Source organism: Rhizobium tumorigenes (genome assembly GCF_003240565.2).
Lineage (GTDB): Bacteria > Pseudomonadota > Alphaproteobacteria > Rhizobiales > Rhizobiaceae > Rhizobium > Rhizobium tumorigenes.
In genome coordinates, this window is sequence record NZ_CP117259.1 from 111709 (window position 1) to 135052 (window position 23344).

Sequence of the window (23344 nt, forward strand, 5' to 3'; positions counted from 1 at the left end):
CGTGCTGCTAACGATAGCCGGTTGGTGGGAACGGGAGTGCTCAGCGAATGAACGGACCTGTAAACGAGGGAATGCGATCACGGGCGTCGGGCTGCATCCTTGGCCAGCTTTGCGGCGATGCCCTCGGGTCCTTGGTCGAGTTCCAAAAACCTGAAAAGATACGCCGCGATTACCCCAACGGTGTTCGCGAAATGCATGACGGTGGAACTTGGTGCACGATTGCGGGCCAGCCCACGGATGACTCCGAGATGGCCTTAGCTTTGGCAAGATCGATCATCTCTGAGGGGAAATACATACAAGACAGTGCGAGGACGGCTTACGAAACGTGGTTTGCCTCAAAGCCGTTTGACTTCGGGAACACCGTCTATCGGGGAATCAATTATGATCCCGATCACGCGAGTCAGGCCAACGGGGCCTTGATGCGGGTATCACCACTCGGAATATTTGGCTCCCGCTTCTCAGCCGAATTAGTTGGGAAATTTGCCGAGCAAGACGCAATCATCACGCATCCGAACCCGATTTGCCGGCAGATAAATAACCTATTTACGCGCGCGTTGTCGCACGCGATTGCGTACGGCTCCGATCCACAAGAAATATATAAGAACATCCTAATTTGGGCTGAAGAACTCGATGTGGATTTCATGGTACGGAAGGCGCTCGTTGACGCGAAGACCGAGCGGCCCAGAGATTTCATCACGCAACAAGGGTGGGTGTTGATTGCATTTCAGAATGCCGTTTTTCAGTTGCTGCATGCAAGTTCGCTGGAGGAGTGTCTCGTTGATACAATTTCGCAGGGAGGTGACACAGATACAAACGCCGCGATAGCAGGGGCATTGATAGGTGCATTAGAAGGGGAAAGTTCAGTTCCTCAGCGCTGGCGCCAAACTCTCCTATTGTGTCGTCCAGAAGATGGCGATCCTCGTGTATTCCGCCCGCGTCCCGCCATTTATTGGCCCATCGACGCAACCGAGGTCGCTGGACGTTTGTTGGGAGCGTGAGTTACGGCCGGGATTCGCGGGAATTTGTCATCGCCCCACCCCTTCACCTCCTATAACACGCATCGCAAAGCGTGATGACTCCTGCGCCTCCCGGGTGGAACGTACAGGGCTCCACAACCGTTTTCGTTATGACAATTCCATTTTGGAGAGCATACGATGGTTAAGGCCCTGATAGTCTCAGGCGCTCTTGCGCTTACAACTTTTACCGTTATCGGCTACGCAGCGAGTGCATCCGGCGCGGGTGCGGCTGGTGTCGAGACGATGGCTGCGCCTCCGGGTGCCGTGGTCTCGTTTGTCGAGGGGCAGCCTAACCCGGTGTCGACAGCGCTTGTGGAGGAGCCCGTGGTCGTTGGGCAGGCGCTCTCGTCGCATGTGATCCTGGTGCCGGTGCCGGACAATGCCAACTACGCCTATGCGATCGTCAACAACCAGAGGGTCATCGTCGAGCCCTCGAGCCGGAAGGTGGTGCAGATCATTCCATGAGTGGCTGCTACCAACAGTCATGAGAAACCCGCCGGTTGCCCGGCGGGTTTGTTCGTTCTGGAGGTGTTTCAGTGTTTGCCGAAGGACTGGTCAAGCAGGCCGCCATCGGCGAAATGTTCTTTCTGAACCTTTTCCCATGAGCCGAAGACGTCTTCGACCTTCAACAACTTGACCTCCGGGAAATCGGCCTTGAACTCTGCGCTGACGGCGGGATCGTTCACGCGGTTACCGTTTTGCGCCAGGATCCGCTGGCCATCGGCTGTGTAGAGGAAGTCGAGATAGGTTTTGGCCACCTCGCGGGAGCCGCGCTTGTCGACAACTTTGTTGACGATGGCGACCGGGAATTCTGCCAGCAGGCTGACCGCCGGCGTGACTACGGCAACCTTGTCGGCTCCGAACTGTTTGGCGATGCCGCGCGTCTCCGCCTCGAAAGTCACCAGCACGTCGCCGATGTCCCGTTCGACGAAGGTCGTGGTTGCGGCGCGGCCGCCAGTGTCGAAGACCGGTACGTTGCTGAACAGCTTCTTGGTGAAGGCAGCGACCTTGGCATCGTCGTTGCCATAGGCCTGCTTGGCGAAGGCGACGGCCGCTAGATAGGTATAGCGCGCATTGCCCGATGTCTTCGGATTGGGAAAGACGACCTTGACGTCGTCACGCACCAGATCGTCCCAGTTCTTGATGTTCTTCGGGTTGCTGGCCCGCACCAGGAACGACGGGAAGGAGTAGAAGGGCGAGGCGCCATTCGGAAACTGCTGCTTCCAATCGGCTGATACAGCGCCCTTTTCGGCGAGATGGTCGATATCGGTCACCTGGTTGAACGTCACGACGTCGGCATCCAGCCCCTCGATCACGGCACGCGCCTGTGCGGAGGATCCGGCATGGGACTGCTTGATGGTGATGTCCCGGCCGGTATCGGCCTTGTATTTGGCGACAAACGCCTTGTTGACCGCGACGAAGAGCTCGCGCGAAACATCGTAGGATGCGTTGAGGATCTTGTCCGGCGTTTCGGCCATCGCCGCGCCGGAAAGAGCAGCGGCCAAGGCCGCGCCGAAGATCAAGGACCGAAACATGAAAACCCCCGGGAAATACTGAAATATGCCGCAAAATTATGCCAACCCACCTCGCGATACGAGGTATGGATTGGCATCGCTGGCAGTGACTTGGAATATATTGCTCACGCATTCACATAAACGGGATGGCTATGCTGCAGCGCTCCAGTCCGGAGCGATTGTCCGACCCAGGTTGACGCGCGTCAGTAGCCGCGCGTCTTGTCGACGAGATGCGGAATGGCCTCGCCGCGCTCGAAACGCATGACGTTGCGGGCTATTTCCAGCACGGCGATGCGCGGATGGGTGGGCGCTGCCACATGCGGGCTGACCCGGATATCGGGATGTTGCCAGAACGGATCGCTCTCCGGCAACGGCTCGATGCGGAAGACGTCCAGGACGGCGCCGCTGAGCTGGCCGCTGTCGACAGCAGCAATCAGGTCGGTATCGACGACATGGCCGCCGCGGGCGCCGTTGATGAAAAAGCCACCTTTGGCCTGGGCGTTGAACAGCTCGGCACCGACGATGTTTTCCGTCTCTGACGTCAGGGGCAAAAGGTTGACGAGAATATCGGCGCCGGTGACGGCAGCCACCAGGCTATCCCTCCCGGCAAAGGATTGCGCACCCTCGACAGTGCGTCCGCTGCGGCTCCAGACGCGCGTGTTAAAGCCGAAAGCGACGAAATGTCTTGCAACCGGTGTTCCCAGTGCTCCGGCGCCAAGGATGGTCACGACACGCTCATGGGCCAGTTTTTCGGCCTGCGGCTGCCAGCGCAATTCGCGTTGGAACCGTTCGTAGAGGCGGATGTTGCGGTGCCAGGACAGGGCCTCCGCCAGCACCCATTCCGTCATCCCTTCCGCCAGCCCATCGTCCACCATGCGCACGATCGGCGTCTCCGCGGCGATTTCGCCGGAACGCAACAGGTGCTCGATGCCTGCATTGAGGCTAAGGATGAGCTTCACCTCCGGCAATGCGGCCATCAGGGCCGCCTTCGGGCGGCCGACGACGAGATAGTCGATCGGCGCTTCGCCCGGTTGCGGCATGTCGATGAGGATCTCGTGGGCGGGAAGTGCCGCCTTGAAGAGGGCAGCCAGGTCTTCGCTGCCTTCGGCAATCAGTAGGCGTTTCATCATTTTATCCTGGTCTTGGCTGCTATGCGCGCACGCGCTTTCCTTGCGTCGACCGTCAGGGTGATCGTCGACAGAAGGAGAGAATTCGGAGGCTAAATCAGTGGGTCGACAGTTCCGTCTGGAACTCTTCGATCGAGCGCTCGAAGATGTCGAAGATATCGTTGATCTGGCTCTGTGTGGTGATCATCGGCGGGCACAGTGCCAGCGAATCGCCGATGGCCCGGGCTATCAGTCCGTTGTTTTGCAGGATGGCAAACAGCTTCGGCCCCAGCATGCCGGGCGCAAAGCCCTCTCGGGGCGCAAGTTCCAGCGCACCGATCAGGCCGGCGCCACGGGCTTCGATTGCCAGTGGGTGTTCGGCCAGGCCCTTGAGGCGTGACAGGAAGTTGCCGCTGAGATCGCGGACGTTGCCGACCAGATCGCGCTCCTCGATGATCGCCAGGTTCTCCAGTGCCACCGCCGCAGCGACGGGATGGCCGGCGGCCGTCACGCCATGCCCGAAGGTGCCGATGACTTTGGATTCGTCAGCAATCGGCTGGTAGACCCGGTCGTTGATCAGCAATGCCGAGATCGGCAGGTAGGAGGAGGAAAGCTGCTTCGAGAGGGTCATGATGTCGGGACGCATATCGTAGGTGATCGATCCGAACATGTTGCCGGTACGGCCGAAACCGCAAATCACCTCGTCGGCGATCAGCAGGATATCGTGCTTGGCAAGCACTGCCTGAATGGCGCTCCAGTAGCCCTCCGGCGGCACGATGACGCCGCCGGCGCCCATCAGCGGTTCGCCGATGAACGCTGCAATCGTTTCCGGCCCTTCGGCCATGATGATCTCTTCGAGCTCTGCGGCCAGCCGCGCCGAGAAGGCCAGCTCGCTTTCGCCGGGCTTGGCAAAGACGCGGTAGTGCGGGCACCCCGTGTGCAGGATACCCGGCATCGGCAGGTCGAACGAGCGATGGTTGTTCGGCAGTCCCGTCAGGCTGGCGCTCGCAAGCGTTACCCCGTGATAGCCTTTGACGCGGGAGATGATCTTCTTCTTGGCGGGAAGGCCCAGCGCATTGGCGCGATAGCGGATCATCTTGACGACGGTATCGTTGGCCTCAGAGCCGGAATTTGTGAAGTACGCCTTCGACATCGGCACAGGCGCCATGCCGATCAGCTTCTCTGCAAGGTCGACAGAAGGTGCGTGGCTCTTCTGCGTGAAAGTGTGATAATAAGGCAGCTTCTCCATCTGCCGGGCCGCAGCCTCGACAAGTCGTTTTTCGCCGAATCCGACGCCTACGCACCAGAGGCCCGACATGCCTTCGATGTATTTCTTGCCCTCGTTGTCGTAGACATAGATGCCTTCGCCGCGCTCGATGACCAGTGGCCCTTCCGCCTCGTTCTTCCGCGCGTTCGTATAGGAATGCATGTGGTAGGCGGCATCGCGCGCCTCGACGGAATTGGCTTTATAGGTCACGAGCGTCTCCTTGAATCATCCTCTGTCTACAGTGCAGCAGCGCGCCTTGTTGTCAACGACAGCGTCGCCTGTCCAAGCAATAGCACTCATCTGGCAACGCCAACCCGCCACCCGACCGCAAACCATTTCCGATATTTAATAAGTCTCCCTTGCGATCACAAATTGGTGAACAAGTGTGACCTGGCACCGGAACCTTTGTCTCGGCAGAGGGTTACAGACCCTGTGATACTCAGCCGAAATCGGCTCGATATATGAATAGGGAGTTCAAACATGTCCAAGATGCTTTCTATCGCCGGCCTTAGCCTGGCCCTCGCCGGCAGCATTCTCGTCGGCTCAACGACTATTGCAAGCGCCCAGAACCTCGACATCCAGGTTGGCCCGAACGGCATACGTCCGGTCATCCGTGACCAAGACCGGGACCGCGGCCCACGCGGCGAATGCAGCCCCCGGGATGCCATGGCCGCAGCGCGCGACGAAGGATACCGTCATCCGCGCATCGTTCGCGTCACCGATCGCCGCGTAGTGGTCGAAGGCATGACGGAAGAGGGTCTCGACCGTATCACCTTCGCCAACCGCCCCGGTTGCCCCGAAACCTGATCGAAAATTATACGCAACCGCCTCAGCCCCGCTTTCACGAGCGGGGCTTTTCGTTGCGGTGACGGCGCTCCTCCCAAGGGTGCTGGAGGTTCTGAAGCGCCTGTGCAACAAGCGTTTCGCTAACAGGACGAGTGGGCTGGATCATGCGCTTGCTTTTGAAATTTCTGCGGATCGTCGCAATCATGGCCGGTCTGGTCGTTGCCTGCGGGATAGCGGGCGTTCTCGTACCCCACTCGCCTGCCCAAGATTTCGCCGGCACATCCAAAAACCATCGCATCCTCATCCTCAGCAACCCGATCCACACGGATATCGCCATCCCGGTCGATGACGAACTTCGCAGGGAGTTCGATTTCCTGCCATCCGCGGGTCTCGATTTCAATCTCGATGGTGTCCGCTATGTCATCTTCGGATGGGGCGGGCGGGCGTTCTACACGGAGACGCCGACATGGTCGCAGCTTAAGACCGTCCCGGTCCTTAAAAGCCTGACCCTCGATCGCTCCGTCATGCATGTGGAACTCGCCGGAGAAATTCCGGTCGGCAGCGCCTATGCCATGACGGTCAATCTCGATGACGGCGGTATGGCAGAGTTGCGAAACGCAGTGCGCCAAACCTTTGCCGAAAGCGCCGGCGCCCCTTCGCGCCTCGATGGCTTCGCCTACGGTCCCTACGACGCGTTTTACGAGGCCAACGGGTATTTCAACGTGATCGCGGGCTGCAATACCTGGACTGCAGCCATGCTGCGGCGCGCGGGTGTCACCACGGGATGGTGGACGCCCCTGCCCTTCATGCTGCGACTGGCGCTCCGGCTCCACAACGGTGCCGAGAGCCTTCCCGCCGTGTCGTCCTAGAACGGGGACGGCAAAGACGCCAACCGGTACCGGCTCTCGTCATATGGCGGGCTTGGTCTTATAGTCGCCGGATGAGGATTCTCCTGGTCGAAGACAATCGCGAACTCGCATCCTGGCTCGGCAAGGCGCTGAGGCAGGCGCATTATGCCGTCGACATCGTCCATGATGGCGAGGATGCCGAGCATTCGCTGAAAGTTGCCTTCTATGCTGCCGTCGTTCTCGATCTTTCGTTGCCGAAGCTCGATGGGTTGACGCTGCTCAAGCGCCTGCGGCAGGGCGGAAACAAGGTGCCCGTCATTATCCTGACGGCGAATGCCAGCCTCGACGGTCGCGTCGCCGGGCTCGATAGCGGCGCCGACGACTACCTCGCCAAACCCTTCGAGATGCCCGAGCTCGAGGCCCGCATCCGCGCGCTGGTTCGCCGCGGCCACGACCGGGCAGCACCCGAGATCGTCGTCGGAGATCTGTTCTTCGACGGCGGGACGCGGCAGTTCAAGCTGGCGGGCGATCTCCTTGCCCTGACGCCGCGCGAACACTCCGTTCTGGAGCATCTGGTAATGCGGGTCGGCGTGACAGTCAGCAAGGACCGATTGTCGGAAAGCGTCTTCGGGTTCGACGACGCGGCCGATCCGAGCGCCATCGAGATATATGTGCATCGCGTCCGCAAGAAGCTGGAGGGCAGCAGCGTCCAGATCGCCACCCTGCGCGGCCTCGGCTACATGTTGCGCCATGCGGAGTGAGGGCGACATCGGCTTCCTTGCAAGGCCATCCCGACTCTTCGCAAGATTGCGCGACAGCCTGCGTGTCCAGCTGCTGACCTGGGTACTGCTGACGCTCGCCGGCGTCATCTGCGTCAATCTGTATCTGAGCTACAAGTCGGCGGAGGCCACGGCCGATCTCGTCACCGATCACACGCTGCTTGCCGCCACACGGGTGATCGCCGAGGCGATGCGGGTCGATGCTTCAGGCACGGTGGAGGCCAACATTCCGCCGGCGGCACTCGAGATGTTCGACACCGGTTTCGGCGACCGGGTGTTCTACCAGGTCATCACCGCATGGGGTGGACTTGTGGCCGGCCTGCCGGACCTGCCGCAGCCGAAGGCGCCGCAGCAGGCCGAGGACGGCGTCTTCCGCGGCGATCCGGTGCGGGCGATGACGCTGATCCACCCGATCGTAGGTCTCGGCGAAGACGGGACCATTTCGGTGACGGTGGCCGTCACCCATAACAGCCAATACGCCATGCGCCGCCGCCTTTGGCTCTCGGATTTCACCAAGCAGCTGGCTCTGGTGGTTATCGCCAGCCTTGTGACGATCATCGGCCTGCAGCGGGGGCTGGCGCCGGTGCTCAGGCTGCGTGATGCAGTCAGGGAACGCGGCCGCAACCGGCTCGATCCGCTGTCGCCGGATATGGTGCAGAGCGAGCTGCAGCCGCTTGTCCATGCGCTCAACGACCATATGGAGCGGGTACAGAACCAGATGGCGGCCCAGCGCCGATTTGTCTCCAATGCCGCCCACCAGCTGCGCACGCCGTTGGCGCTGATCTCGACGCAGGCAAGCGTCGCCGCGCGCGAGGGCGATCAGACAAAGCGCGACGAGGCGCTGCAGGCGTTGCGCTTGAGCACCCGACAGGTAACGCGCCTTGCCAGCCAGCTGTTGACGCTGTCGCGCGCCGAGCCCGGCAGCCGGCGGCCACGCAGCGATGTCATCGATCTCGCCGCCACCGCACGGCAGGTGCTGGAAAGCCAGGCGGAGGAGGCGCTGCGCCGCAATATCGATCTGGGACTGGAGGCCGAAGGGCCCGTGCATGTCGAGGGCGACGGCACGATGCTGCGCGAGATGCTGGTCAACCTCGTCGATAATGCGTTGCGTTACGGCTGTCGCAAGGGCGGCGTCGTCACCGTTTGCGTCCACCGCGATGGTGCGACGGCGATCCTGACGGTCGAGGACGACGGTCCAGGCATCGCGGAGGTGGAGCGCGGGCCGGTGTTTGAGAGGTTCTACAGGGTGATGGGCACGGAATCCGAAGGAAGCGGTCTCGGTCTGGCCATCGTGCGCGAGGTCGTCGACGGCGCTGGCGGCACGGTCGAACTCAGCGAGGCTTCGGCGGGTGGCCTGCTTGTCACCATCCGCCTGCCGCTGGCCGTCGTGCTGCCATAGAAAAGGCCGGGAGGTGCCCCGGCCTTTGACTGTCGTCGTGTGATCGGATGCCTATTGGGCATCCATATGCTGCTGCGGCCGCCACTTGGCGAGGCGGTTTTCCACCATCGTCATGATGAACTCTGCAATCAGCGTAACAATCATCACCAGGATAATGGCGGCGAACATGCCGGCAGCGTCGAAGGTACCCTTCGCAATCGAGATCAGCTGGCCGATGCCGTAGCGGGCGCCGACGAACTCGCCGACGATGGCGCCGATGATCGCAAAGCCGAAGGACACATGCAGGCTGGCGAAAATCCAGCTCATCGCCGACGGTACGATCACTTCCCGTGTCACCTGCCAGTCGGAGGCGCCGAGGATGCGGGCATTGGCAATCATGTTGCGGTCGGCTTCACGCACGCCCTGGAAGGCGTTGGCGAAAACTACGAAGAACACCATGATGAAGGCGAGTGCTACCTTCGACGCAAGGCCGAGGCCCATGATCATGATGAAGATCGGCGCCAGCACGACGCGCGGGATGGAGTTGATCGCCTTGATGTAGACCGAGAAGATGTCGGCCAGGAACCGGTTGCGGCCAAGGCCGACGCCGACGAGGACCCCGGTGATCGAACCTGCGAAGAAGCCGATCAGGGCTTCCTCCATGGTGACCCAGAGATTGTACCAGAGCGAACCTTCGGTCGTGCCCTCGGTCGCCCATTCGTAGAGGCGTGAGGCAATGGAGCTCGGGCTGGAATAGAAGAACGGGTCGATTATGTTGAAGCGCGACGTCAGTTCCCAGAGCGCGATCGTTATGACGAGAATGGCGATCTGCCAGAACAGGACAAGCTGCTTGCGCCGGGCGATCAGCTTCAGCGCTGCTGCTTCGATCTCGGCATCCGAGGTGCCGGCGCGGAAAATCGGCGCGATGCCGGTTTCGAGTGTGGTGATTGACATGATCCGATCCTCCCTCAGGCTGCTTCGCTGGCGCGGCGATAGCTGGTTTCGACCTCCTGGCGGAGATCCTCCCAGATGGTCTTGCAGTAATCGATGAAGGTCTGCTCGTAGCGGATCTCCGAGACGACGCGCGGACGCGGGAGATCGATCTTGTAGACCGACTTGACCGTCGCCGGTCCTGCCGTCAGCACATAGACCTTGTCGGCCAGCGCCACGGCTTCCTCGAGATCGTGGGTGACGAAGACGACGGACGCCTTGCGCTCGGCCCAAAGCTTCAGCAGCTCCTCATGCATGACAGTGCGCGTCTGCACGTCGAGCGCCGAGAAGGGCTCGTCCATCAACAGGATTTCCGGCTCGTTGATGAAGGTCTGGGCCAGCGAGACGCGCTTGCGCATGCCGCCCGAAAGCTGGTGGGGATAATGGTGGAGGAAGCGCGTGAGACCGACGCGTGCCAGCCAGTCCTTGGCGAGGCGCTCGGCTTCTGCCTTCGACTTGCCGCGAAACAGCGGTCCGGCCATGACGTTGTCGATGACGTTCTTCCACGGAAACAGCGCATCCGTCTGGAAGACGAAGCCGACGCGCGGATCGATGCCGTCGACCGGACCGCCCATCAGGCGAACTTCGCCGGCGCTCGGCTTGTTGAGGCCGGTTACGAGATTGAGGGTCGTTGACTTGCCGCAGCCTGTGGGGCCAACGACGGCGACGAATTCGCCGCGCTCCACGGTCATGTTGAAGTCGCGAAGTGCCGTCAGCGACTTGCCGGTCGGCGAGACGAAGCGGCGGCTGACATTGATCAGCTCGATCGCCGGTCCCTGGGCGTTATCCTGTTGCATTTTCATACCTGATGCGTGCCTGTCTAGGGGCGTGCACGCCTTGCCCCGGACGATCGATGGCCCGCTTCCGACGTCTGCCGGAAGCGGGCAAAAGCGTTACTTGACGTTCTTGACGTATTCCGTCGTGTACGTCTTCGACAGGTCGATCTGCTTGCCCTTGACGTTCTTCGAGAACTCCGAGAGCACGGTCAGGACTGTCTTCGGGCCATCTTCCGGCATCACGCCATCCGGCGTGAACATACCCTTGCCGGCTTCGAGCGCCTTGATGTAACCGTCCTTGTCGCCGACGTAGAAATCCTTCGGCATCTTGTCGGCGATCTCGGCTGCAGAATGCGTGTTGATGAAGCGCAATGTCTTGACGAAGGCGTTGGCCAGCTTCTGGGCCTCTTCCTTGTGGCTGTCGATCCAGGCATTTTCCATGTAGAAGGAAGCCGCAGGATAGGTGCCGCCAAGGGCTGCTCGTGTCGATTCGACGGTGCGCATGTCCACCAGGATCTTCGCCTCGTCTGTCTTCAGCATGCGCGAAATTGTCGGTTCGGTGGTCATGCCGGCCTGGATCTGGTCCTGCTGCATCGCGGCGATGAATGTGCCGCCAGCGCCGACGGGAATGGTCACCACGTCGCCTGGCTTCAGGCCAGCCTTGGATGCCATGTACAGCGTCAGGAAATTGGTCGAAGAGCCGAGGCCGGTGACGCCGAGATTCTTGCCCTTGAAATCGGCAGGCGACTTGATTTCGGGGTGCTTGGTCGACACGAGTTCGACTTCGCCGGGCGCCTGGCTGAACTGCACGAGGGATTCCACGAACTTGCCTTTCGCCTGCAGGTCGACGCAATGGTCATAGAAACCGACCACGCCCTGGACGGCGCCGGCCAGCAGCTGGTTCTCGGCGTCGACGCCGGCCGCTTCGTTCAGCAGCTCTACATCCAGACCTTCGTCCTTGAAGTAGCCGAGCGCTTCCGTCAGCTTGGCCGGCAGGTAGATCTGCTTTTCGAAGCCGCCGACCATGATGGTGATCTTGTCAGCAGCTTTAACAGTGGTGGTCGCACCGAGCGATGCAGCGGCCATGACGGCGGAAAGGGCGACGCAATGAAAAAATGCGTTGGAACGCATGGGATATCTCCTCCTGTTGTTGGCACCGTTCTCACCCCTTGTCGGGCGTGGGCTCCTCCACGATGCTTCTGCAACTTAGCGCTCCAACCTTTCATTCCGCTTTCAGTTGAAAACTTACCCGAAGCATCCGCAATCTTTACTCGCGATGCCTGTGCGAAAGCGCTAGACCGCCTATATCGCTGACGACCTGGAGAAGGACAAACATGAAAATCGCGCTTGCAGCCCTCGCCCTGCTTTGCCTCACCTCGCCCGCGCTGGCGATATCGCGCTACATCTCGACCGACCGGACCTGCGGCGACGTGCAGCAGATCATTGCCGGAGAAAAAGCGGTCCTGCTGCGCTATTCGTCGCGCCGCGGCAACATACAAGTCTATGATCGCTATGTGACGGACAGCGCCCAATGCGACTTCGGATCCTATGCCGCAAGCGCCTACGTTCCGACCAGCGACAATCCCAGCTGCCCGGTTCGAAACTGCCGCTCGTCCTCGGTTCTTCAGCCCCGATAACAGTCGCGCTGGCTGATCAAAATTTATGCGGTTTGTGAAAGTTGCATGCAGAACGCATTTTTTGCACGACACGTGTCGTTTTTCGAACAAATTTGGCATATAACGTACCGCAGCGTTTTCCTGAGCATTCCAAGTGGTTGAATGTTAAGGTTGTCATCGCCTTTTGATCCAGGAGACTGTGCAGTGACTGCAAAAGTACCAAACCCAATCGACATTTACGTCGGCTCACGAGTTCGTATGCGACGGCTGATGCTGGGTATGAGCCAAGAGCGGCTTGCCGACCAGATCGGCGTCACATTCCAGCAGGTCCAGAAATACGAAAAGGGCACCAACCGCATCGGTGCCAGCAGACTGCAGACGATTGCTGGCGTTTTAGCGATCCAGGTCAGCTTCTTCTTTCAGCAGGACAATTCCCAGTCCATCACGACAGATGGCATCGGGCACCTGAACGGCCTTGACGACCTTTCCGAATTCCTGACCTCGAAAGAGGGACTGGGGTTGAACAAGGCTTTCATGAAAATCGGTGACGCCGGCATTCGCCAGTCTATCCTGACGCTCGTAACATCACTCGCCGACGCGTCCGAAGCGGCACCGGCGGCAGTCGCGGTGACGACAGAAGCTCCCATTACACTGCACCATTGAAGCACGGTCGTTTGACCGCTGCCATAGCCTAGCGCACGTCCTATGAAATCAGGGCGTGCGTTTTTTTAGCTGGCACCGCCAGAGCTTCCGGGAACATTGGCGAGTCGCTTGCATATAAATTCTTTTTAAAGTTGTAACTAAAAATGAGCCGCACCCAAGCGCTGTGTCACGGCTGTTGTCACGCGCCAACGTTCAGTGCCTGCGCTATAGAAGCCCCGGAATGCGAACAAATCGGCAGCGCATGTGGGGCAGCAATGACAACGATACTTCCTAATGAAAACAGTGAGATCGATTCTGACACCCTAAAAGAACTGGCATCGATTGCGCGGCTCATCACCTATGCCCGTGAGAGCGCCAAGGGAATGAATGCCGAGTTTCCTGTCTGGTGCCTCGATCTCGCTCTTGGCGCGGTACTGCAGGAAATGTATGCGGCTCGCAATACGCAGCCGCTGACAGGCGAAATGGACGACGAGGCCTGCTCCATGGCGCAACTCCACTGATGTGTTCGCATGCTTCACTCAGGGCGCGGCAGCGCGCCCTTGAGGAAGACTTCGAAACAACACCGCAGATGGTCGTTTCTCGCCTCGCGACTTGGCCAGTGGTCTATATTGCCCGGCATGGGAGCCAGCGCTCCCATCACCATGCTGAGCAGCATACGGGCACCGCTTTCGGTATTCCGGATGCTGATGCGGCCTCGTTCGGTTTGTGTCTGCAGCCATTCCGCAAGTAGCGTTCGTGATTGTTGCAGACCGTGCTTGTGCAGCAACCCGCCAATTTCCGGAAACCTCTCCGCCTCTCCCACGATAAAGTGAATGAACGCCTGGCGATCCCTGTCGACCTCCTCGTCGATGTCGATCATGAAGATCTGCTCAAGCGTTTCCATGAGTGGCAGCGTTTCTGCATCGTCGCGCGGGAGCGCCACCATTGATGCGCGATGAAGGTCGATCATCGCCATGAAAAGCTCTGTCTTGCTGGAAAAAAGCTTGTAGAGTGTCTGCTTGGAGACTTTGCAGCGCATTGCGACCAGATCCATTGTCGTACCCGCGTAACCCATCTGGTGGAAGGTGCTGCGTGCCTCGGCAATGATCATCGTGCGCCGTGTGTCGTCGCTTGCAGTCTGCGGACGGCCACGCGGGCGACGGACAGCTTCTGCAGCAACCGTTCCTTGAGTCTGATTTTTCATTGACAAACTCCGGGAGCAATTGACATTAAAGACTGCAGATATATTTAGCATACCGTGTCGTACTGTAAATAACAGGACTGGAAACCGCAACGTGCAAAACTCCGCCTCATCTTCGCATGTCTCACAACGCGCGTCTGCTCCGAAGGCCCGGGGCCGGAGCGCGTCGATTGGCAGGGTAGTTGCGCTCGCTGCGGCGGGCATTGGTATGGCCCTGTTGGTTGCCGGTTGCAACGAGCAGAAGTCCGGACAGAACAACGCGCCCGCAGTGAAGCCCGAGGTATCTGCCATCGTGCTGCACCCGCAATCCGTTGCGATTACGGCGGAGCTGCCGGGAAGAACTGCTGCCTACTTGACGGCAGACGTACGCCCGCAGGTCGGTGGCATCATTCGCAGCCGAAACTTCAAGGAAGGCAGCGAAGTCAAGCAGGGCGATATCCTGTACGAGATCGACTCCAGGCCTTATCAGGCATCTTTCGACAGTGCCGTGGCGGCCCTCCAGAAGGCGCAGGGCGCACTCCCCAGCGCCCAGGCGAAGCTTGATCGCTACAAGGGCTTGAGCCAGCAGAATGCCGTCAGCCAGCAGGATTTCGACGACGCCAATTCAGCACTTTTGCAGGCGAAGGCAGATGTCGCGTCCGCCCAGGCCTCACTTGAAACAGCTCGCATCAATCTCGACTATACGAAGATCCGCGCTCCGATCGACGGTCGCGTCGATGCTTCCACCGTCACAGTCGGTGCGCTCGTGACCGCCGACCAGACGACAGCGCTGACGACGATCAACAAGCTCGATCCGATGAATGTCGATGTGACGCAGTCGAGCACCAACCTGCTGAAATTCCGGCGCGCCGTCGACGAAGGTCGCCTGAAGACCAGCGGTGACAATGTTGCCGTGCACCTGACTCTGGAAGATGGCTCGACGTACAAGGAAACGGGCAAGTTCCAGTTTGCGAACGCAACCGTGGCTGAAACCGTCGGCACCATCAGCGTCCGGGTCATCTTCCCCAACCCCGACCGCACGCTTCTGCCCGGCATGTACGTCCGGGCGAACATCGAAGAGGGTGTGGCTCCGAACAGCTTCCTCGTTCCTCAGCGCGCCGTGACCCGCAATACCAAGGGTGAACCGACCGCAATGTTCGTGACGCCTGAAGGCAAGGTCCAGGCGCGGACGTTGGTCGTCCAGCGCAGCTATGGCAACAGCTGGCTTGTCAGCGAAGGCCTGAAGGACGGCGATCGGGTGATCATCGAAGGCGGCCAGCGCGTCAAGGATGGGCAGGACGTCAACGTTTCGATGGTGACGATCGACGACGCGACCGGCAACATCAAGCAGGCTTCCGCTGACCCGAAAAAGTCGATGGATCAGGCTAGCCTCGTAAATACCGACAAGGGTGCCGCCAGCGGCATCGCGGAGTAAGCTGCACGATGTCACGTTTCTTCATCGACCGCCCCATCTTCGCGTGGGTCATCGCCATCGTCGTCATGCTCGCGGGCGCACTTGCGATCACGACACTGTCGATTTCGCAATATCCGCAGATCGCACCGACAACAGTGCGCATCACGGCCAACTACACTGGCGCCGATGCGTCGACCGTCGAAAACTCGGTGACGAAGGTCATCGAGCAGGGCATGACCGGCATCGATAATCTTGACTACATGACATCGACGTCGACCTCCACCGGTCAGACGTCGATCTCGCTGACGTTCACCAACGCAGCCGATGCCGACACTGCTCAGGTACAGGTGCAGAACAAGCTATCGCTTGTCCAATCGCAGCTGCCAAGTTCGGTCACCAGCACCGGTATCACCGTCTCGAAGTCGACGTCCAACTTCCTGATGGTCATCGGCTTCGTCTCGATGGACGACAAGCTGAACGCCAACGATCTGGCCGACTACGTCGACAGCACGCTGAACGATACGATCAAGCGCGTCGAGGGTGTCGGCGACACGACGTTGTTCGGCTCGAACTATGCCATGCGCATCTGGGTAGACCCGGACAAGCTGGCCAAGTACCAGCTGATGGTCAGCGACGTATCAGCTGCCATCCAAGCCCAGAACAGCCAGGTCGCCGCTGGCCAACTGGGTGCGTTGCCGCAGCGCAAGGGCCAGGAACTGAACGCAACTGTAACGGCCAAGAGCCGCCTGCAGACGCCGCAGCAGTTCGAAAACATCATTCTGAAAAGCCTTCCGAACGGTTCGCTCGTCCGCATCAACGATGTGGCGCGGGTCGAGCTCGGTGCGAAAAGCTATGCAAGCTCGAGCACCTATAACGGTCACCCCTCTGCGGGTCTTGCCATCCAGCTTGCAGCCGGTGCCAACGCCATCAGCACGGCTGAAGCGGTCGAGTCGACCATCAATGCATTGAAGCAGACGCTGCCTGCCAATGTCGAGGTCGTCTATCCCTATGACACCACGCCTTTCGTGCGGCTGTCGATCGAAGACGTGGTCAAGACGCTGATCGAGGCCATCGTCCTCGTGTTCATCGTCATGTTCGTGTTCCTTCAAAACCTGCGGGCAACCTTGATCCCGACGCTTGCTGTACCGGTGGTACTGCTCGGTACCTTCGGCATCCTGTCGCTGTTCGGCTACTCTATCAACAACTTGACCATGTTCGGGATGGTGCTTGCGATCGGCCTGCTCGTCGACGATGCGATCGTCGTGGTCGAAAACGTCGAGCGCGTGATGGAAGAGGAAGACCTTTCCCCACGCGAGGCGACGATCAAATCAATGGGCGAAATCACTGGTGCGCTCGTCGGTATCGCCACTGTGCTGTCGGCTGTGTTTATCCCGATGGCGTTCTTCGCGGGCTCCGTCGGCGTCATCTACCGTCAGTTCTCCGTGACCATCGTGTCGGCCATGATCCTCTCGGTCATCGTCGCGCTCATCCTGACGCCGGCACTTTGTGCCACTCTGCTGCGCAAGCCGAAACACGGTTCGAAGACCAAGGGCGTATTTGGCTGGTTCAACCGCAATTTCGATCGTGGCAGCCATGCTTATCAGCGCGGCGTCGGCGGCATCATCCGACGCAGCTGGGTAGGCCTCGTCGTATTCGTGCTCATCGTCGTCGGTGTCGGCTTTCTGTTCACGCGTCTGCCGAGCTCGTTCCTGCCGGAAGAAGACCAGGGCATTCTGATCACCAGCGTCACCTTGCCACCGGGAGCCACCGATGCCCGCGCCAAGGAAGTGCTGGGACAGGTGCGCGATTATTATCTGAATACTGAGAAAGACTATGTGGACGGCGTCTTTGCCGTCGCCGGCTTTGGCTTCGGTGGCCAAGGGCAGAACATCGGTCTCGCCTTCATCAAGCTGAAGGATTTCGCGTCCCGCACGACGCCTCAATCCAAGGCCCAAGCAATTGCTGGCCGCGCCATGGGTGCGTTTTCGAAAATCAAGGACGGTAGCGTTTTCGCGTTGGCGCCACCGGCTATTCCCGGTTTCGGCTCTTCCAGCGGGTTTGACTTCTACCTCCAAGACGTCAACGGCCAAGGCCATGAGAAGTTGATGGCAGCCCGCAATCAGCTGCTCGGCATGGCGTCCAAAAGCCCGCTCTTGGTCGGTACCCGACCGAACGGCCAAGAGGATCAGCCGCAGTATCAGGTGGAGATCGACCAGGAAAAGGCGAGCGCTTTGGATATCTCGCTAGCCGACATCGACACCACGCTGGCTACCGCCTGGGGCGGCAGCTACGTCAACGACTTCATCGACAGGGGCCGCGTCAAGCAGGTCTATGTCCAGGCCGATGCGGATTTCCGGATGCAGCCTGAGGATTTCGATCGCTGGTATGTTCGAAATTCCGAAGGCTCCATGGTGCCGTTCTCAGCCTTTGCCACGGGAAGCTGGAGCTTCGGTTCTCCTCGTCTTGAGCGATACAACGGGTCTTCCGCAGTCGAGATCCAAGGTGCTGCAGCGCCGGGGGTCAGCTCCGGTGATGCGATGAACGAAGTCAACAAGCTGGTGTCGCAGCTGCCACCTGGGTTCCGCCTCGAATGGACAGGATTGTCGGAGCAGGAAGAGTTGTCAGGGAGCCAGGCAAGCAAGCTCTACGCGATCTCTATCCTCGTGGTCTTCCTGGCGCTCGCAGCCTTGTATGAGAGCTGGTCCATCCCGCTCGCCGTCATGCTGTCGGTTCCGGTCGGTATTTTCGGTGCGCTTTTGGCTGCGACCATCTTCGGTCAGTCGAATGACGTCTACTTCAAGGTCGGCTTGCTGACGACTATCGGGCTGGCCGCCAAAAACGCCATTCTAATCGTCGAGTTCGCGCTGGAGCAGCAGAAGCATGGAAAGAGTCTCATCGAAGGGACGCTTGAGGCCTCGCGGCAACGCTTACGACCGATCCTTATGACGTCTCTCGCCTTCATTCTGGGCGTCATGCCGCTTGCCATTGCCAGCGGCGCAGGCTCCGGCAGCCAGAATTCGATCGGTATCGGCGTCATGGGCGGCATGATCGCAGCCACAATCCTCGGTGTGTTCTTCATTCCGTTGCTGTTCGTCACGACGCGGCGGATCTTCAAGGGCAAGAAGAATGAAGAGGATATCGCAGCACCGGACGTGAAGCCGGAAGCGACCCACTAGAACGAGACTGAAAGCACAGCCCGGGAGCCGTCAAAAGACCGCTCCCGGGCTGTAGCGATTCCGGGAGGAAGTCGCTATGACAGCTTCAGAGGACATGCCCGTTCGGGAGACGTGACGGGACAGGGAGGCATCATGATCAAGGCACTGCGTATCGAGGCGGAAAACGTAACGCGTTTTCAGGAGATCGAGGCCGCGCCTCTCGGACCTGGCCAGGTGCGCATCAGCGTCCGCCATATCGGTCTTTGCGGTAGTGATCTCAACACCTTCAAGGGTCTGAACCCGCTGGTCCAGCTTCCGCGCATCCCGGGCCACGAAATTGGCGGTGTGATCATGGAAGCAGGCAAAGGCGTCTCCGCCGACTATGCGGCGGGCCGGCGCGTCATCGTCATGCCCTATACCAGTTGCGGCAAGTGTACCTCTTGCCGAAAAGGCCGGGTGAATGCCTGCCGTTACAACAAGACGCTGGGCGTCCAGCAGGATGGCGGCCTCGCCGAGGAAATCGTCCTGCCGGCTGAAAAGCTCATCCTCAACGACGTGCTGCCGCCCCGCCATCTGGCATTGGTCGAGCCATTGTCCGTCGGCTTCCACGCCGTCGAGCGCGGCCGCGTTGCCCGTGGCGACCGCGTCGCAGTGCTCGGCTGCGGCATGATCGGCATGGGCGTACTGATCGCCGCCGTCGCCCGTGGTGCCGAGGTGATCGCGGTCGACCTCAGCTCGGAGAAGCGCGCTCTCGCCATGCAGTTCGGCGCCATCGAGACGGTAGATGCCGGCAGCGAGGATGTTGTGGCGCGCGTCATGGCGTGGACGAACGAAGACGGTGTCGATGTCGCCTTCGAGGCGGTCGGCCTGCCCGCCACCTTCACGCAAGCCGTCGATATCGCCTGCTTTGGTGGCCGTGTCGTCTATGTCGGCTATTCCAAAGCGCCTGTCACTTACCAGACGCAGTTCTTTAATCTCAAGGAACTCGACATCATGGGGTCGCGCAATGCCATGATGCAGGACTTCCTGGCCGTCGCCACCCATCTCGAAAAAATCGGCCAAGGCGCCGATGCCTTGATCAGCAAGGTGATTGCGTTTGACGAGGCTGAAATGGCCCTTCCCTATTGGGACGGCAACCGCAATGCCCTGAAGATCATCATAGAGCGCGACGTTTAGGAATTGCGCGCATCTTTGCTTATAAACGCGCGCCAGGACGCTTGACAAAGACGGCATGCCTGTATTTTACTCAGGCCTGCCGAATAGGCAAATCTAACACATGACTTCGATGTCGCCGGGCAGTTTCGCCCCCATGATGCCCCATCCAAGATGGGATCCGCGTCTTGGGGTTTTTCGCGTTTGGGTATTGAACAATGATCGACGCACTAAAGATCGGCATCCTCTTTTCGACGACCGGGCCCTATGCGTCGATGGGTCGGGATGCGCGCGACGGTGCCGAATGTGCCATCGAGGAGTTTGCTGCCACGGGCGGGCTGCGCTTAGAGCCCGTCTTCGCCGATCCTCGCGCTGATCTTTCCGCCTATCTGGATGGCGCCCGCCATATGCTGCGCAACGAAGGTTGCCGCCATATCGTCGGGACGATCACCTCGGCGGCGCGCAAGGAAATCATTCCGCTGGTCGAAAAGCATGACGGCCTGCTCTGGTACATGTGCCCCTACGAGGGTTTCGAGGCCAACGAGAACGTCATTTATATCGGCGGCTGCCCCAACCAGCACCTGCTGCCGCTCTTCCAGCATCTCATCCCCCGGTACGGCAAGCGCCCCTACCTCGTCGGCGCCAACTATGTATGGGGCTGGGAAATGAACCGGCTGGCCCGCGAGCTGATTTCCACGGCTGGCGGCGAGGTATTGGGCGAGCGCTATCTGCCGCTCGAGGAGACTGCGGTCGAGCGCATCGTCGCGGATATTGCCGAGCGCCGGCCAAGCTTCATCCTCAACAATCTAATCGGCCCCTCCAGCTATGCGTTTCTGGCGTCCATCCGCGCGCTCGCAGACCGCGACCCGGCCTTCCTGCCGGAGAACTGCCCGGTCGTCAGCTGCGACCTGATGGAGTGTGAACTTGCCGATATCGCCGCAGGTGCGGCCGTCGGGCAGCTTTGCGCCGCCTCCTATTTCGCCAGCATTGTGTCGCCCGAAAATGCCGAGTTCAAGAGCCGCGTGGCGGCGGCTTTCGGGTCGCAACGCGGCGTTTCGAGCGTTTTTGCCAGCGCCTATACCGCTGTCAAACTTTGCGTCGAGGCCATTGTCGCAGCCGGTAGCGACGAGCCGCAGGCAGTGCGACGGGCGCTTCATGGAGCCTCCTGGCCGAGCCTGTTCGGTCCGCTCGCGATCGACCGGCAGACCAACCACGCGGCCCTCCCCTTTCATCTCGGACGGATCAATGCCGGCAATGGTTTCGATGTCATCGCCTCACGTCCAGCCATCCCTGCCGACCCCTATCTGACGGCGCGCCACACGATTGCGGCGCCGAAGTTGCGGGTGGTTTCATGAGGGAAACACCGAATTTCACTGGCTGGCATGCTGCGATCCTGCACAGGGAAGACAGCAACACCGAGCGCTTGATCCGCCAGCTGACACTTCTCGGCCTCAGCACATCGCTGCGCTGGGAGCCGCTCTCTGCCATGGAACGTCCGGACCTCGTGATCGTCGATGCCGATCAGGGCTGGGACGGGCTGCTCGCCTCGGCACCCGCGCATCCGGCGGTGCCTGTGATTGCGCTGCTGGGTTCGGAAGCACCGGGCCGGATCGCCTGGGCGCTCGAACAGGGTGCCGGCGCGATCATCGCCAAGCCGGTTGCAAGCTCGGCCGTCTATCCGGCGCTTGTCATGGCGGTCTCCATCCATCAGGAGCGAATAGCGACGCGCTCGAAAATGGATCGTCTGGAGGAGCGTGTACGCATGCGACCGCTCGTCCATGCCGCCGTGCAAAAGATCATGGAGGCGCGGGGCGTCGGGGAAGAGCAGGCCTATACGATCCTGCGCGGCTCGGCCATGCAGCGTAGATTGCCAATGGAACAACTGGCGGCCTTCATTCTCGGCGGCTCCGAACCCTTGCCGGAGGCCGTCTGATGCGTGTCCTGAAATCGATGTTTCGCCAGCCCTCGGCGCTGTTCGGGTTGATCATCGTCATTGCCGTCGTCGTCATGGCGATCGCAGCGCCGCTGCTGGCGCCCTTCAGTCCCGATGACCAGATGTTCGACGGGCTTTCGCTGGATGGTGCGCCGCTGCCGCCAGGTGGTCCCTATCTGCTCGGTACCGATACGCTCGGCCGCGACCTGTTCTCACGGCTGCTGTTCGGCGCCCGGACCTCGCTGGTCATCGGCTTGGTCGCCAATGGCATCGCCGTCACCATCGGTCTCTTCATCGGCATCGTCGCCGGCTATGTCAGGGGTTTCTTCGGCAACCTGCTGATGCGCTTTACCGACCTGATGATGGCGTTTCCGGCCCTGTTGCTTGCCATCGTGCTGGCGGCCCTGCTGCACCCGAGCCTGTGGATCGTGGCAATGGTCATCGCGCTCGTCAACTGGGTGCAGGTCGCGCGCATCGTCTATACCGAGACGCGCGGACTGGTGGAGCGCGACTTCATCATGGCGGAGCGCTCGCTGGGCGCCGGCCACGGCCGTATCCTGCTGCTGCATATCCTGCCGCATCTGATGCCGACGGCGATCGTCTGGGGAACGCTCGGCATCGCAACGACGGTGCTGCTCGAGGCGACCCTTTCATTCCTCGGCATCGGCGTACAGCCGCCGCAGCCCTCCTGGGGAAATATCATCTTCGAGAGCCAGAGCTACTTCGAATCCGCCCCCTGGTTGGTGTTCATTCCGGGCGCCGTGATCCTGCTGACCGCATTGTCGTTCAACCTCGTCGGCGATGCGCTGCGCGACATTCTCGATCCGACCCAGAGAGGGCGCGGCTGATGGCCCTTCTCATCCTCCGCCGGCTTGTTCAGGCAGCACTTATTCTGCTCGGCGTCGGCGCCATCACCTTCCTGCTGCTCTACGCACTGCCGGCCGATCCTGCCGTACTGATCGCCGGCCGTAGCGCTACACCGGCAACCGTCGCCGCCATTCGCCATGAACTGGGGCTTGACCAGCCATTGGTGCTGCAGTTCCTACATTATCTCAGCGGCATCGTGCACGGCGATCTCGGTCGATCCTATACGCAGAAGACATCCGTGCTGCCGCTGATCCTCGCCCGCTTGCCGGCAACGCTGATCCTCATGGCGGCGGGTATCCTGGTCGAAGTTGTCCTCGGTATCACCCTCGGGACCATCGCCGCCGTACGCCGCGGCGGCTTTGTCGACCGGCTGGTGATGATGGCGTCCTTCGTGGGAGTGTCCGCCCCGCAATTTGTTGTCGCGCTGCTGCTGCTCTACGTCTTTGCGGCAACGCTCGGCTGGTTCCCCATGAGCGGCTACGGCACGCCCAACCACGTGGTGCTACCCGCCGTCACGCTCGGCATCCTCGGTGCCGGCTGGTACGCGCGCATGGTGCGCTCGGCGATGATCGACGTGCTCAACCAGGATTATGTGCGCACCGCCCGCGCCAAGGGCCTGTCGTCGTCGCGGATCATCTTTCGCCATGCCCTGCCTAACGCCATCCTGCCGATTATCGCCATGATCGGCATCGACATCGGCCAGTTCATGAGCGGTGTCGTCGTCGTCGAGGCCGTCTACGGCTGGCCGGGTATCGGGCAACTTGCCTGGCAGGCCATCCAGCAGGTCGACATCCCGATCATCATGGGTGTCACCCTCGTCTCGGCCCTCGCCATCGTGATCGGCAACTTGATCGCCGATATCGTCGCTCCCTTCATCGACCCGCGTATCCGCGCGCAATAACCAAGCAAAAACCAACAGAGGAGT

General features: G+C 60.5%; 23 protein-coding genes. 16 read left to right on the top strand and 7 right to left on the bottom strand.

Features of this window, described 5'->3' with window-relative positions:
• Positions 1 to 47: 47 nt before the first annotated feature.
• On the top strand, positions 48 to 998 hold the full coding sequence (locus PR017_RS26120; protein WP_240539024.1) for an ADP-ribosylglycohydrolase family protein: 951 nt from the start codon (positions 48 to 50) through the stop codon (positions 996 to 998).
• Between the two features lie 156 nt (positions 999 to 1154).
• The gene (locus tag PR017_RS26125) at positions 1155 to 1481 is read left to right on the top strand and encodes a DUF1236 domain-containing protein (protein WP_111221010.1); all 327 of its coding nucleotides are present in this window, start codon (positions 1155 to 1157) and stop codon (positions 1479 to 1481) included.
• Positions 1482 to 1549: 68 nt separating this feature from the next.
• On the opposite strand, the gene PR017_RS26130 is transcribed toward PR017_RS26125, so the two are convergent.
• From PR017_RS26130 to PR017_RS26140, 3 genes are all read right to left on the bottom strand, one after another.
• Positions 1550 to 2551, bottom strand: a complete 1002-nt coding sequence (locus PR017_RS26130; RefSeq protein ID WP_111221011.1) for a sulfate ABC transporter substrate-binding protein — start codon at positions 2549 to 2551, stop codon at positions 1550 to 1552.
• A gap of 182 nt (positions 2552 to 2733) precedes the next feature.
• Complete coding sequence (locus PR017_RS26135; RefSeq protein ID WP_111221012.1) at positions 2734 to 3660, bottom strand: 2-hydroxyacid dehydrogenase; 927 nt, start codon at positions 3658 to 3660, stop codon at positions 2734 to 2736.
• A 94-nt stretch (positions 3661 to 3754) separates the two neighbouring features.
• Positions 3755 to 5113 (bottom strand): aspartate aminotransferase family protein, encoded by a 1359-nt coding sequence (locus tag PR017_RS26140; RefSeq protein ID WP_111221013.1) that lies wholly within the window; start codon positions 5111 to 5113, stop codon positions 3755 to 3757.
• 270 nt (positions 5114 to 5383) lie between these two features.
• On the opposite strand from PR017_RS26140, the gene PR017_RS26145 reads away from it, so the two are divergent.
• The 4 genes from PR017_RS26145 (at position 5384) to PR017_RS26160 (ending at position 8715) form a co-directional block, all read left to right on the top strand.
• Positions 5384 to 5710 (top strand): hypothetical protein, encoded by a 327-nt coding sequence (locus tag PR017_RS26145; RefSeq protein WP_111221014.1) that lies wholly within the window; start codon positions 5384 to 5386, stop codon positions 5708 to 5710.
• A gap of 143 nt (positions 5711 to 5853) precedes the next feature.
• The gene (locus PR017_RS26150; RefSeq protein WP_111221229.1) at positions 5854 to 6558 is read left to right on the top strand and encodes a TIGR02117 family protein; all 705 of its coding nucleotides are present in this window, start codon (positions 5854 to 5856) and stop codon (positions 6556 to 6558) included.
• Between the two features lie 71 nt (positions 6559 to 6629).
• Entirely contained in the window at positions 6630 to 7298 is a 669-nt protein-coding gene (locus PR017_RS26155; protein WP_111221015.1) for a response regulator, read from the top strand.
• A complete protein-coding gene (locus PR017_RS26160) occupies positions 7288 to 8715 on the top strand; it encodes a sensor histidine kinase (RefSeq protein WP_111221016.1) in 1428 nt (475 codons plus the stop codon). Before PR017_RS26155 ends, PR017_RS26160 begins: the two co-directional genes overlap by 11 nt.
• 51 nt (positions 8716 to 8766) lie before the next feature.
• Here PR017_RS26160 and PR017_RS26165 read toward each other — a convergent pair whose 3' ends face one another.
• From PR017_RS26165 to PR017_RS26175, 3 genes are all read right to left on the bottom strand, one after another.
• Positions 8767 to 9648: an ABC transporter permease gene (locus PR017_RS26165; RefSeq protein ID WP_111221017.1), complete on the bottom strand. Its 882-nt coding sequence runs from the start codon at positions 9646 to 9648 to the stop codon at positions 8767 to 8769.
• 14 nt (positions 9649 to 9662) lie between these two features.
• Positions 9663 to 10481, bottom strand: coding sequence for an ABC transporter ATP-binding protein (locus PR017_RS26170; protein ID WP_111221230.1), 819 nt, complete (start codon positions 10479 to 10481; stop codon positions 9663 to 9665).
• Between the two features lie 96 nt (positions 10482 to 10577).
• Positions 10578 to 11591 (bottom strand): ABC transporter substrate-binding protein, encoded by a 1014-nt coding sequence (locus tag PR017_RS26175; RefSeq protein ID WP_111221018.1) that lies wholly within the window; start codon positions 11589 to 11591, stop codon positions 10578 to 10580.
• A gap of 203 nt (positions 11592 to 11794) precedes the next feature.
• Here PR017_RS26175 and PR017_RS26180 point away from each other — a divergent pair, with 203 nt between their 5' ends.
• The 3 genes from PR017_RS26180 to PR017_RS26190 all read left to right on the top strand — a co-directional run bounded on the left by PR017_RS26180 (position 11795) and on the right by PR017_RS26190 (position 13239).
• Positions 11795 to 12097 (top strand): hypothetical protein, encoded by a 303-nt coding sequence (locus tag PR017_RS26180; protein ID WP_111221019.1) that lies wholly within the window; start codon positions 11795 to 11797, stop codon positions 12095 to 12097.
• 183 nt (positions 12098 to 12280) lie between these two features.
• Positions 12281 to 12739: a helix-turn-helix domain-containing protein gene (locus PR017_RS26185; protein WP_111221020.1), complete on the top strand. Its 459-nt coding sequence runs from the start codon at positions 12281 to 12283 to the stop codon at positions 12737 to 12739.
• Between the two features lie 254 nt (positions 12740 to 12993).
• Positions 12994 to 13239, top strand: coding sequence for a hypothetical protein (locus tag PR017_RS26190; RefSeq protein ID WP_111221021.1), 246 nt, complete (start codon positions 12994 to 12996; stop codon positions 13237 to 13239).
• A 14-nt stretch (positions 13240 to 13253) separates the two neighbouring features.
• On the opposite strand, the gene PR017_RS26195 is transcribed toward PR017_RS26190, so the two are convergent.
• Positions 13254 to 13922, bottom strand: a complete 669-nt coding sequence (locus tag PR017_RS26195) for a TetR/AcrR family transcriptional regulator (protein ID WP_111221022.1) — start codon at positions 13920 to 13922, stop codon at positions 13254 to 13256.
• A gap of 205 nt (positions 13923 to 14127) precedes the next feature.
• On the opposite strand from PR017_RS26195, the gene PR017_RS26200 reads away from it, so the two are divergent.
• From PR017_RS26200 to PR017_RS26230, 7 genes are all read left to right on the top strand, one after another.
• The gene (locus PR017_RS26200; protein WP_111221023.1) at positions 14128 to 15333 is read left to right on the top strand and encodes an efflux RND transporter periplasmic adaptor subunit; all 1206 of its coding nucleotides are present in this window, start codon (positions 14128 to 14130) and stop codon (positions 15331 to 15333) included.
• A gap of 8 nt (positions 15334 to 15341) precedes the next feature.
• Positions 15342 to 18488, top strand: a complete 3147-nt coding sequence (locus PR017_RS26205) for an efflux RND transporter permease subunit (protein WP_111221024.1) — start codon at positions 15342 to 15344, stop codon at positions 18486 to 18488.
• A gap of 132 nt (positions 18489 to 18620) precedes the next feature.
• The gene (locus tag PR017_RS26210; RefSeq protein WP_111221025.1) at positions 18621 to 19643 is read left to right on the top strand and encodes a zinc-binding alcohol dehydrogenase family protein; all 1023 of its coding nucleotides are present in this window, start codon (positions 18621 to 18623) and stop codon (positions 19641 to 19643) included.
• Between the two features lie 194 nt (positions 19644 to 19837).
• Positions 19838 to 20974, top strand: coding sequence for a transporter substrate-binding protein (locus PR017_RS26215; protein WP_111221026.1), 1137 nt, complete (start codon positions 19838 to 19840; stop codon positions 20972 to 20974).
• The gene (locus PR017_RS26220) at positions 20971 to 21552 is read left to right on the top strand and encodes an ANTAR domain-containing response regulator (protein WP_111221027.1); all 582 of its coding nucleotides are present in this window, start codon (positions 20971 to 20973) and stop codon (positions 21550 to 21552) included. Before PR017_RS26215 ends, PR017_RS26220 begins: the two co-directional genes overlap by 4 nt.
• A complete protein-coding gene (locus tag PR017_RS26225) occupies positions 21552 to 22400 on the top strand; it encodes an ABC transporter permease (RefSeq protein ID WP_111221028.1) in 849 nt (282 codons plus the stop codon). The genes PR017_RS26220 and PR017_RS26225 overlap by 1 nt, the downstream gene beginning before the upstream one ends.
• Positions 22400 to 23320, top strand: a complete 921-nt coding sequence (locus tag PR017_RS26230; protein WP_111221029.1) for an ABC transporter permease — start codon at positions 22400 to 22402, stop codon at positions 23318 to 23320. Before PR017_RS26225 ends, PR017_RS26230 begins: the two co-directional genes overlap by 1 nt.
• Positions 23321 to 23344 lie beyond the last annotated feature (24 nt).

Bases quoted from the DNA above. Each gene is read 5' to 3' on its own strand.
- PR017_RS26205 (WP_111221024.1), top strand. From the start codon at position 15,342: ATGTCACGTTTCTTCATCGACCGCCCCATCTTCGCGTGGGTCATCGCC.
- PR017_RS26180 (WP_111221019.1), top strand. From the start codon at position 11,795: ATGAAAATCGCGCTTGCAGCCCTCGCCCTGCTTTGCCTCACCTCGCCC.
- PR017_RS26210 (WP_111221025.1), top strand. From the start codon at position 18,621: ATGATCAAGGCACTGCGTATCGAGGCGGAAAACGTAACGCGTTTTCAG.
- PR017_RS26135 (WP_111221012.1), bottom strand. From the start codon at position 3,660: ATGATGAAACGCCTACTGATTGCCGAAGGCAGCGAAGACCTGGCTGCC.
- PR017_RS26145 (WP_111221014.1), top strand. From the start codon at position 5,384: ATGTCCAAGATGCTTTCTATCGCCGGCCTTAGCCTGGCCCTCGCCGGC.
- PR017_RS26160 (WP_111221016.1), top strand. From the start codon at position 7,288: ATGCGGAGTGAGGGCGACATCGGCTTCCTTGCAAGGCCATCCCGACTC.
- PR017_RS26120 (WP_240539024.1), top strand. From the start codon at position 48: ATGAACGGACCTGTAAACGAGGGAATGCGATCACGGGCGTCGGGCTGC.
- PR017_RS26150 (WP_111221229.1), top strand. From the start codon at position 5,854: ATGCGCTTGCTTTTGAAATTTCTGCGGATCGTCGCAATCATGGCCGGT.
- PR017_RS26125 (WP_111221010.1), top strand. From the start codon at position 1,155: ATGGTTAAGGCCCTGATAGTCTCAGGCGCTCTTGCGCTTACAACTTTT.
- PR017_RS26225 (WP_111221028.1), top strand. From the start codon at position 21,552: ATGCGTGTCCTGAAATCGATGTTTCGCCAGCCCTCGGCGCTGTTCGGG.
- PR017_RS26175 (WP_111221018.1), bottom strand. From the start codon at position 11,591: ATGCGTTCCAACGCATTTTTTCATTGCGTCGCCCTTTCCGCCGTCATG.
- PR017_RS26220 (WP_111221027.1), top strand. From the start codon at position 20,971: ATGAGGGAAACACCGAATTTCACTGGCTGGCATGCTGCGATCCTGCAC.
- PR017_RS26215 (WP_111221026.1), top strand. From the start codon at position 19,838: ATGATCGACGCACTAAAGATCGGCATCCTCTTTTCGACGACCGGGCCC.
- PR017_RS26195 (WP_111221022.1), bottom strand. From the start codon at position 13,922: ATGAAAAATCAGACTCAAGGAACGGTTGCTGCAGAAGCTGTCCGTCGC.
- PR017_RS26165 (WP_111221017.1), bottom strand. From the start codon at position 9,648: ATGTCAATCACCACACTCGAAACCGGCATCGCGCCGATTTTCCGCGCC.
- PR017_RS26190 (WP_111221021.1), top strand. From the start codon at position 12,994: ATGACAACGATACTTCCTAATGAAAACAGTGAGATCGATTCTGACACC.
- PR017_RS26230 (WP_111221029.1), top strand. From the start codon at position 22,400: ATGGCCCTTCTCATCCTCCGCCGGCTTGTTCAGGCAGCACTTATTCTG.
- PR017_RS26200 (WP_111221023.1), top strand. From the start codon at position 14,128: ATGGCCCTGTTGGTTGCCGGTTGCAACGAGCAGAAGTCCGGACAGAAC.
- PR017_RS26155 (WP_111221015.1), top strand. From the start codon at position 6,630: ATGAGGATTCTCCTGGTCGAAGACAATCGCGAACTCGCATCCTGGCTC.
- PR017_RS26170 (WP_111221230.1), bottom strand. From the start codon at position 10,481: ATGCAACAGGATAACGCCCAGGGACCGGCGATCGAGCTGATCAATGTC.
- PR017_RS26130 (WP_111221011.1), bottom strand. From the start codon at position 2,551: ATGTTTCGGTCCTTGATCTTCGGCGCGGCCTTGGCCGCTGCTCTTTCC.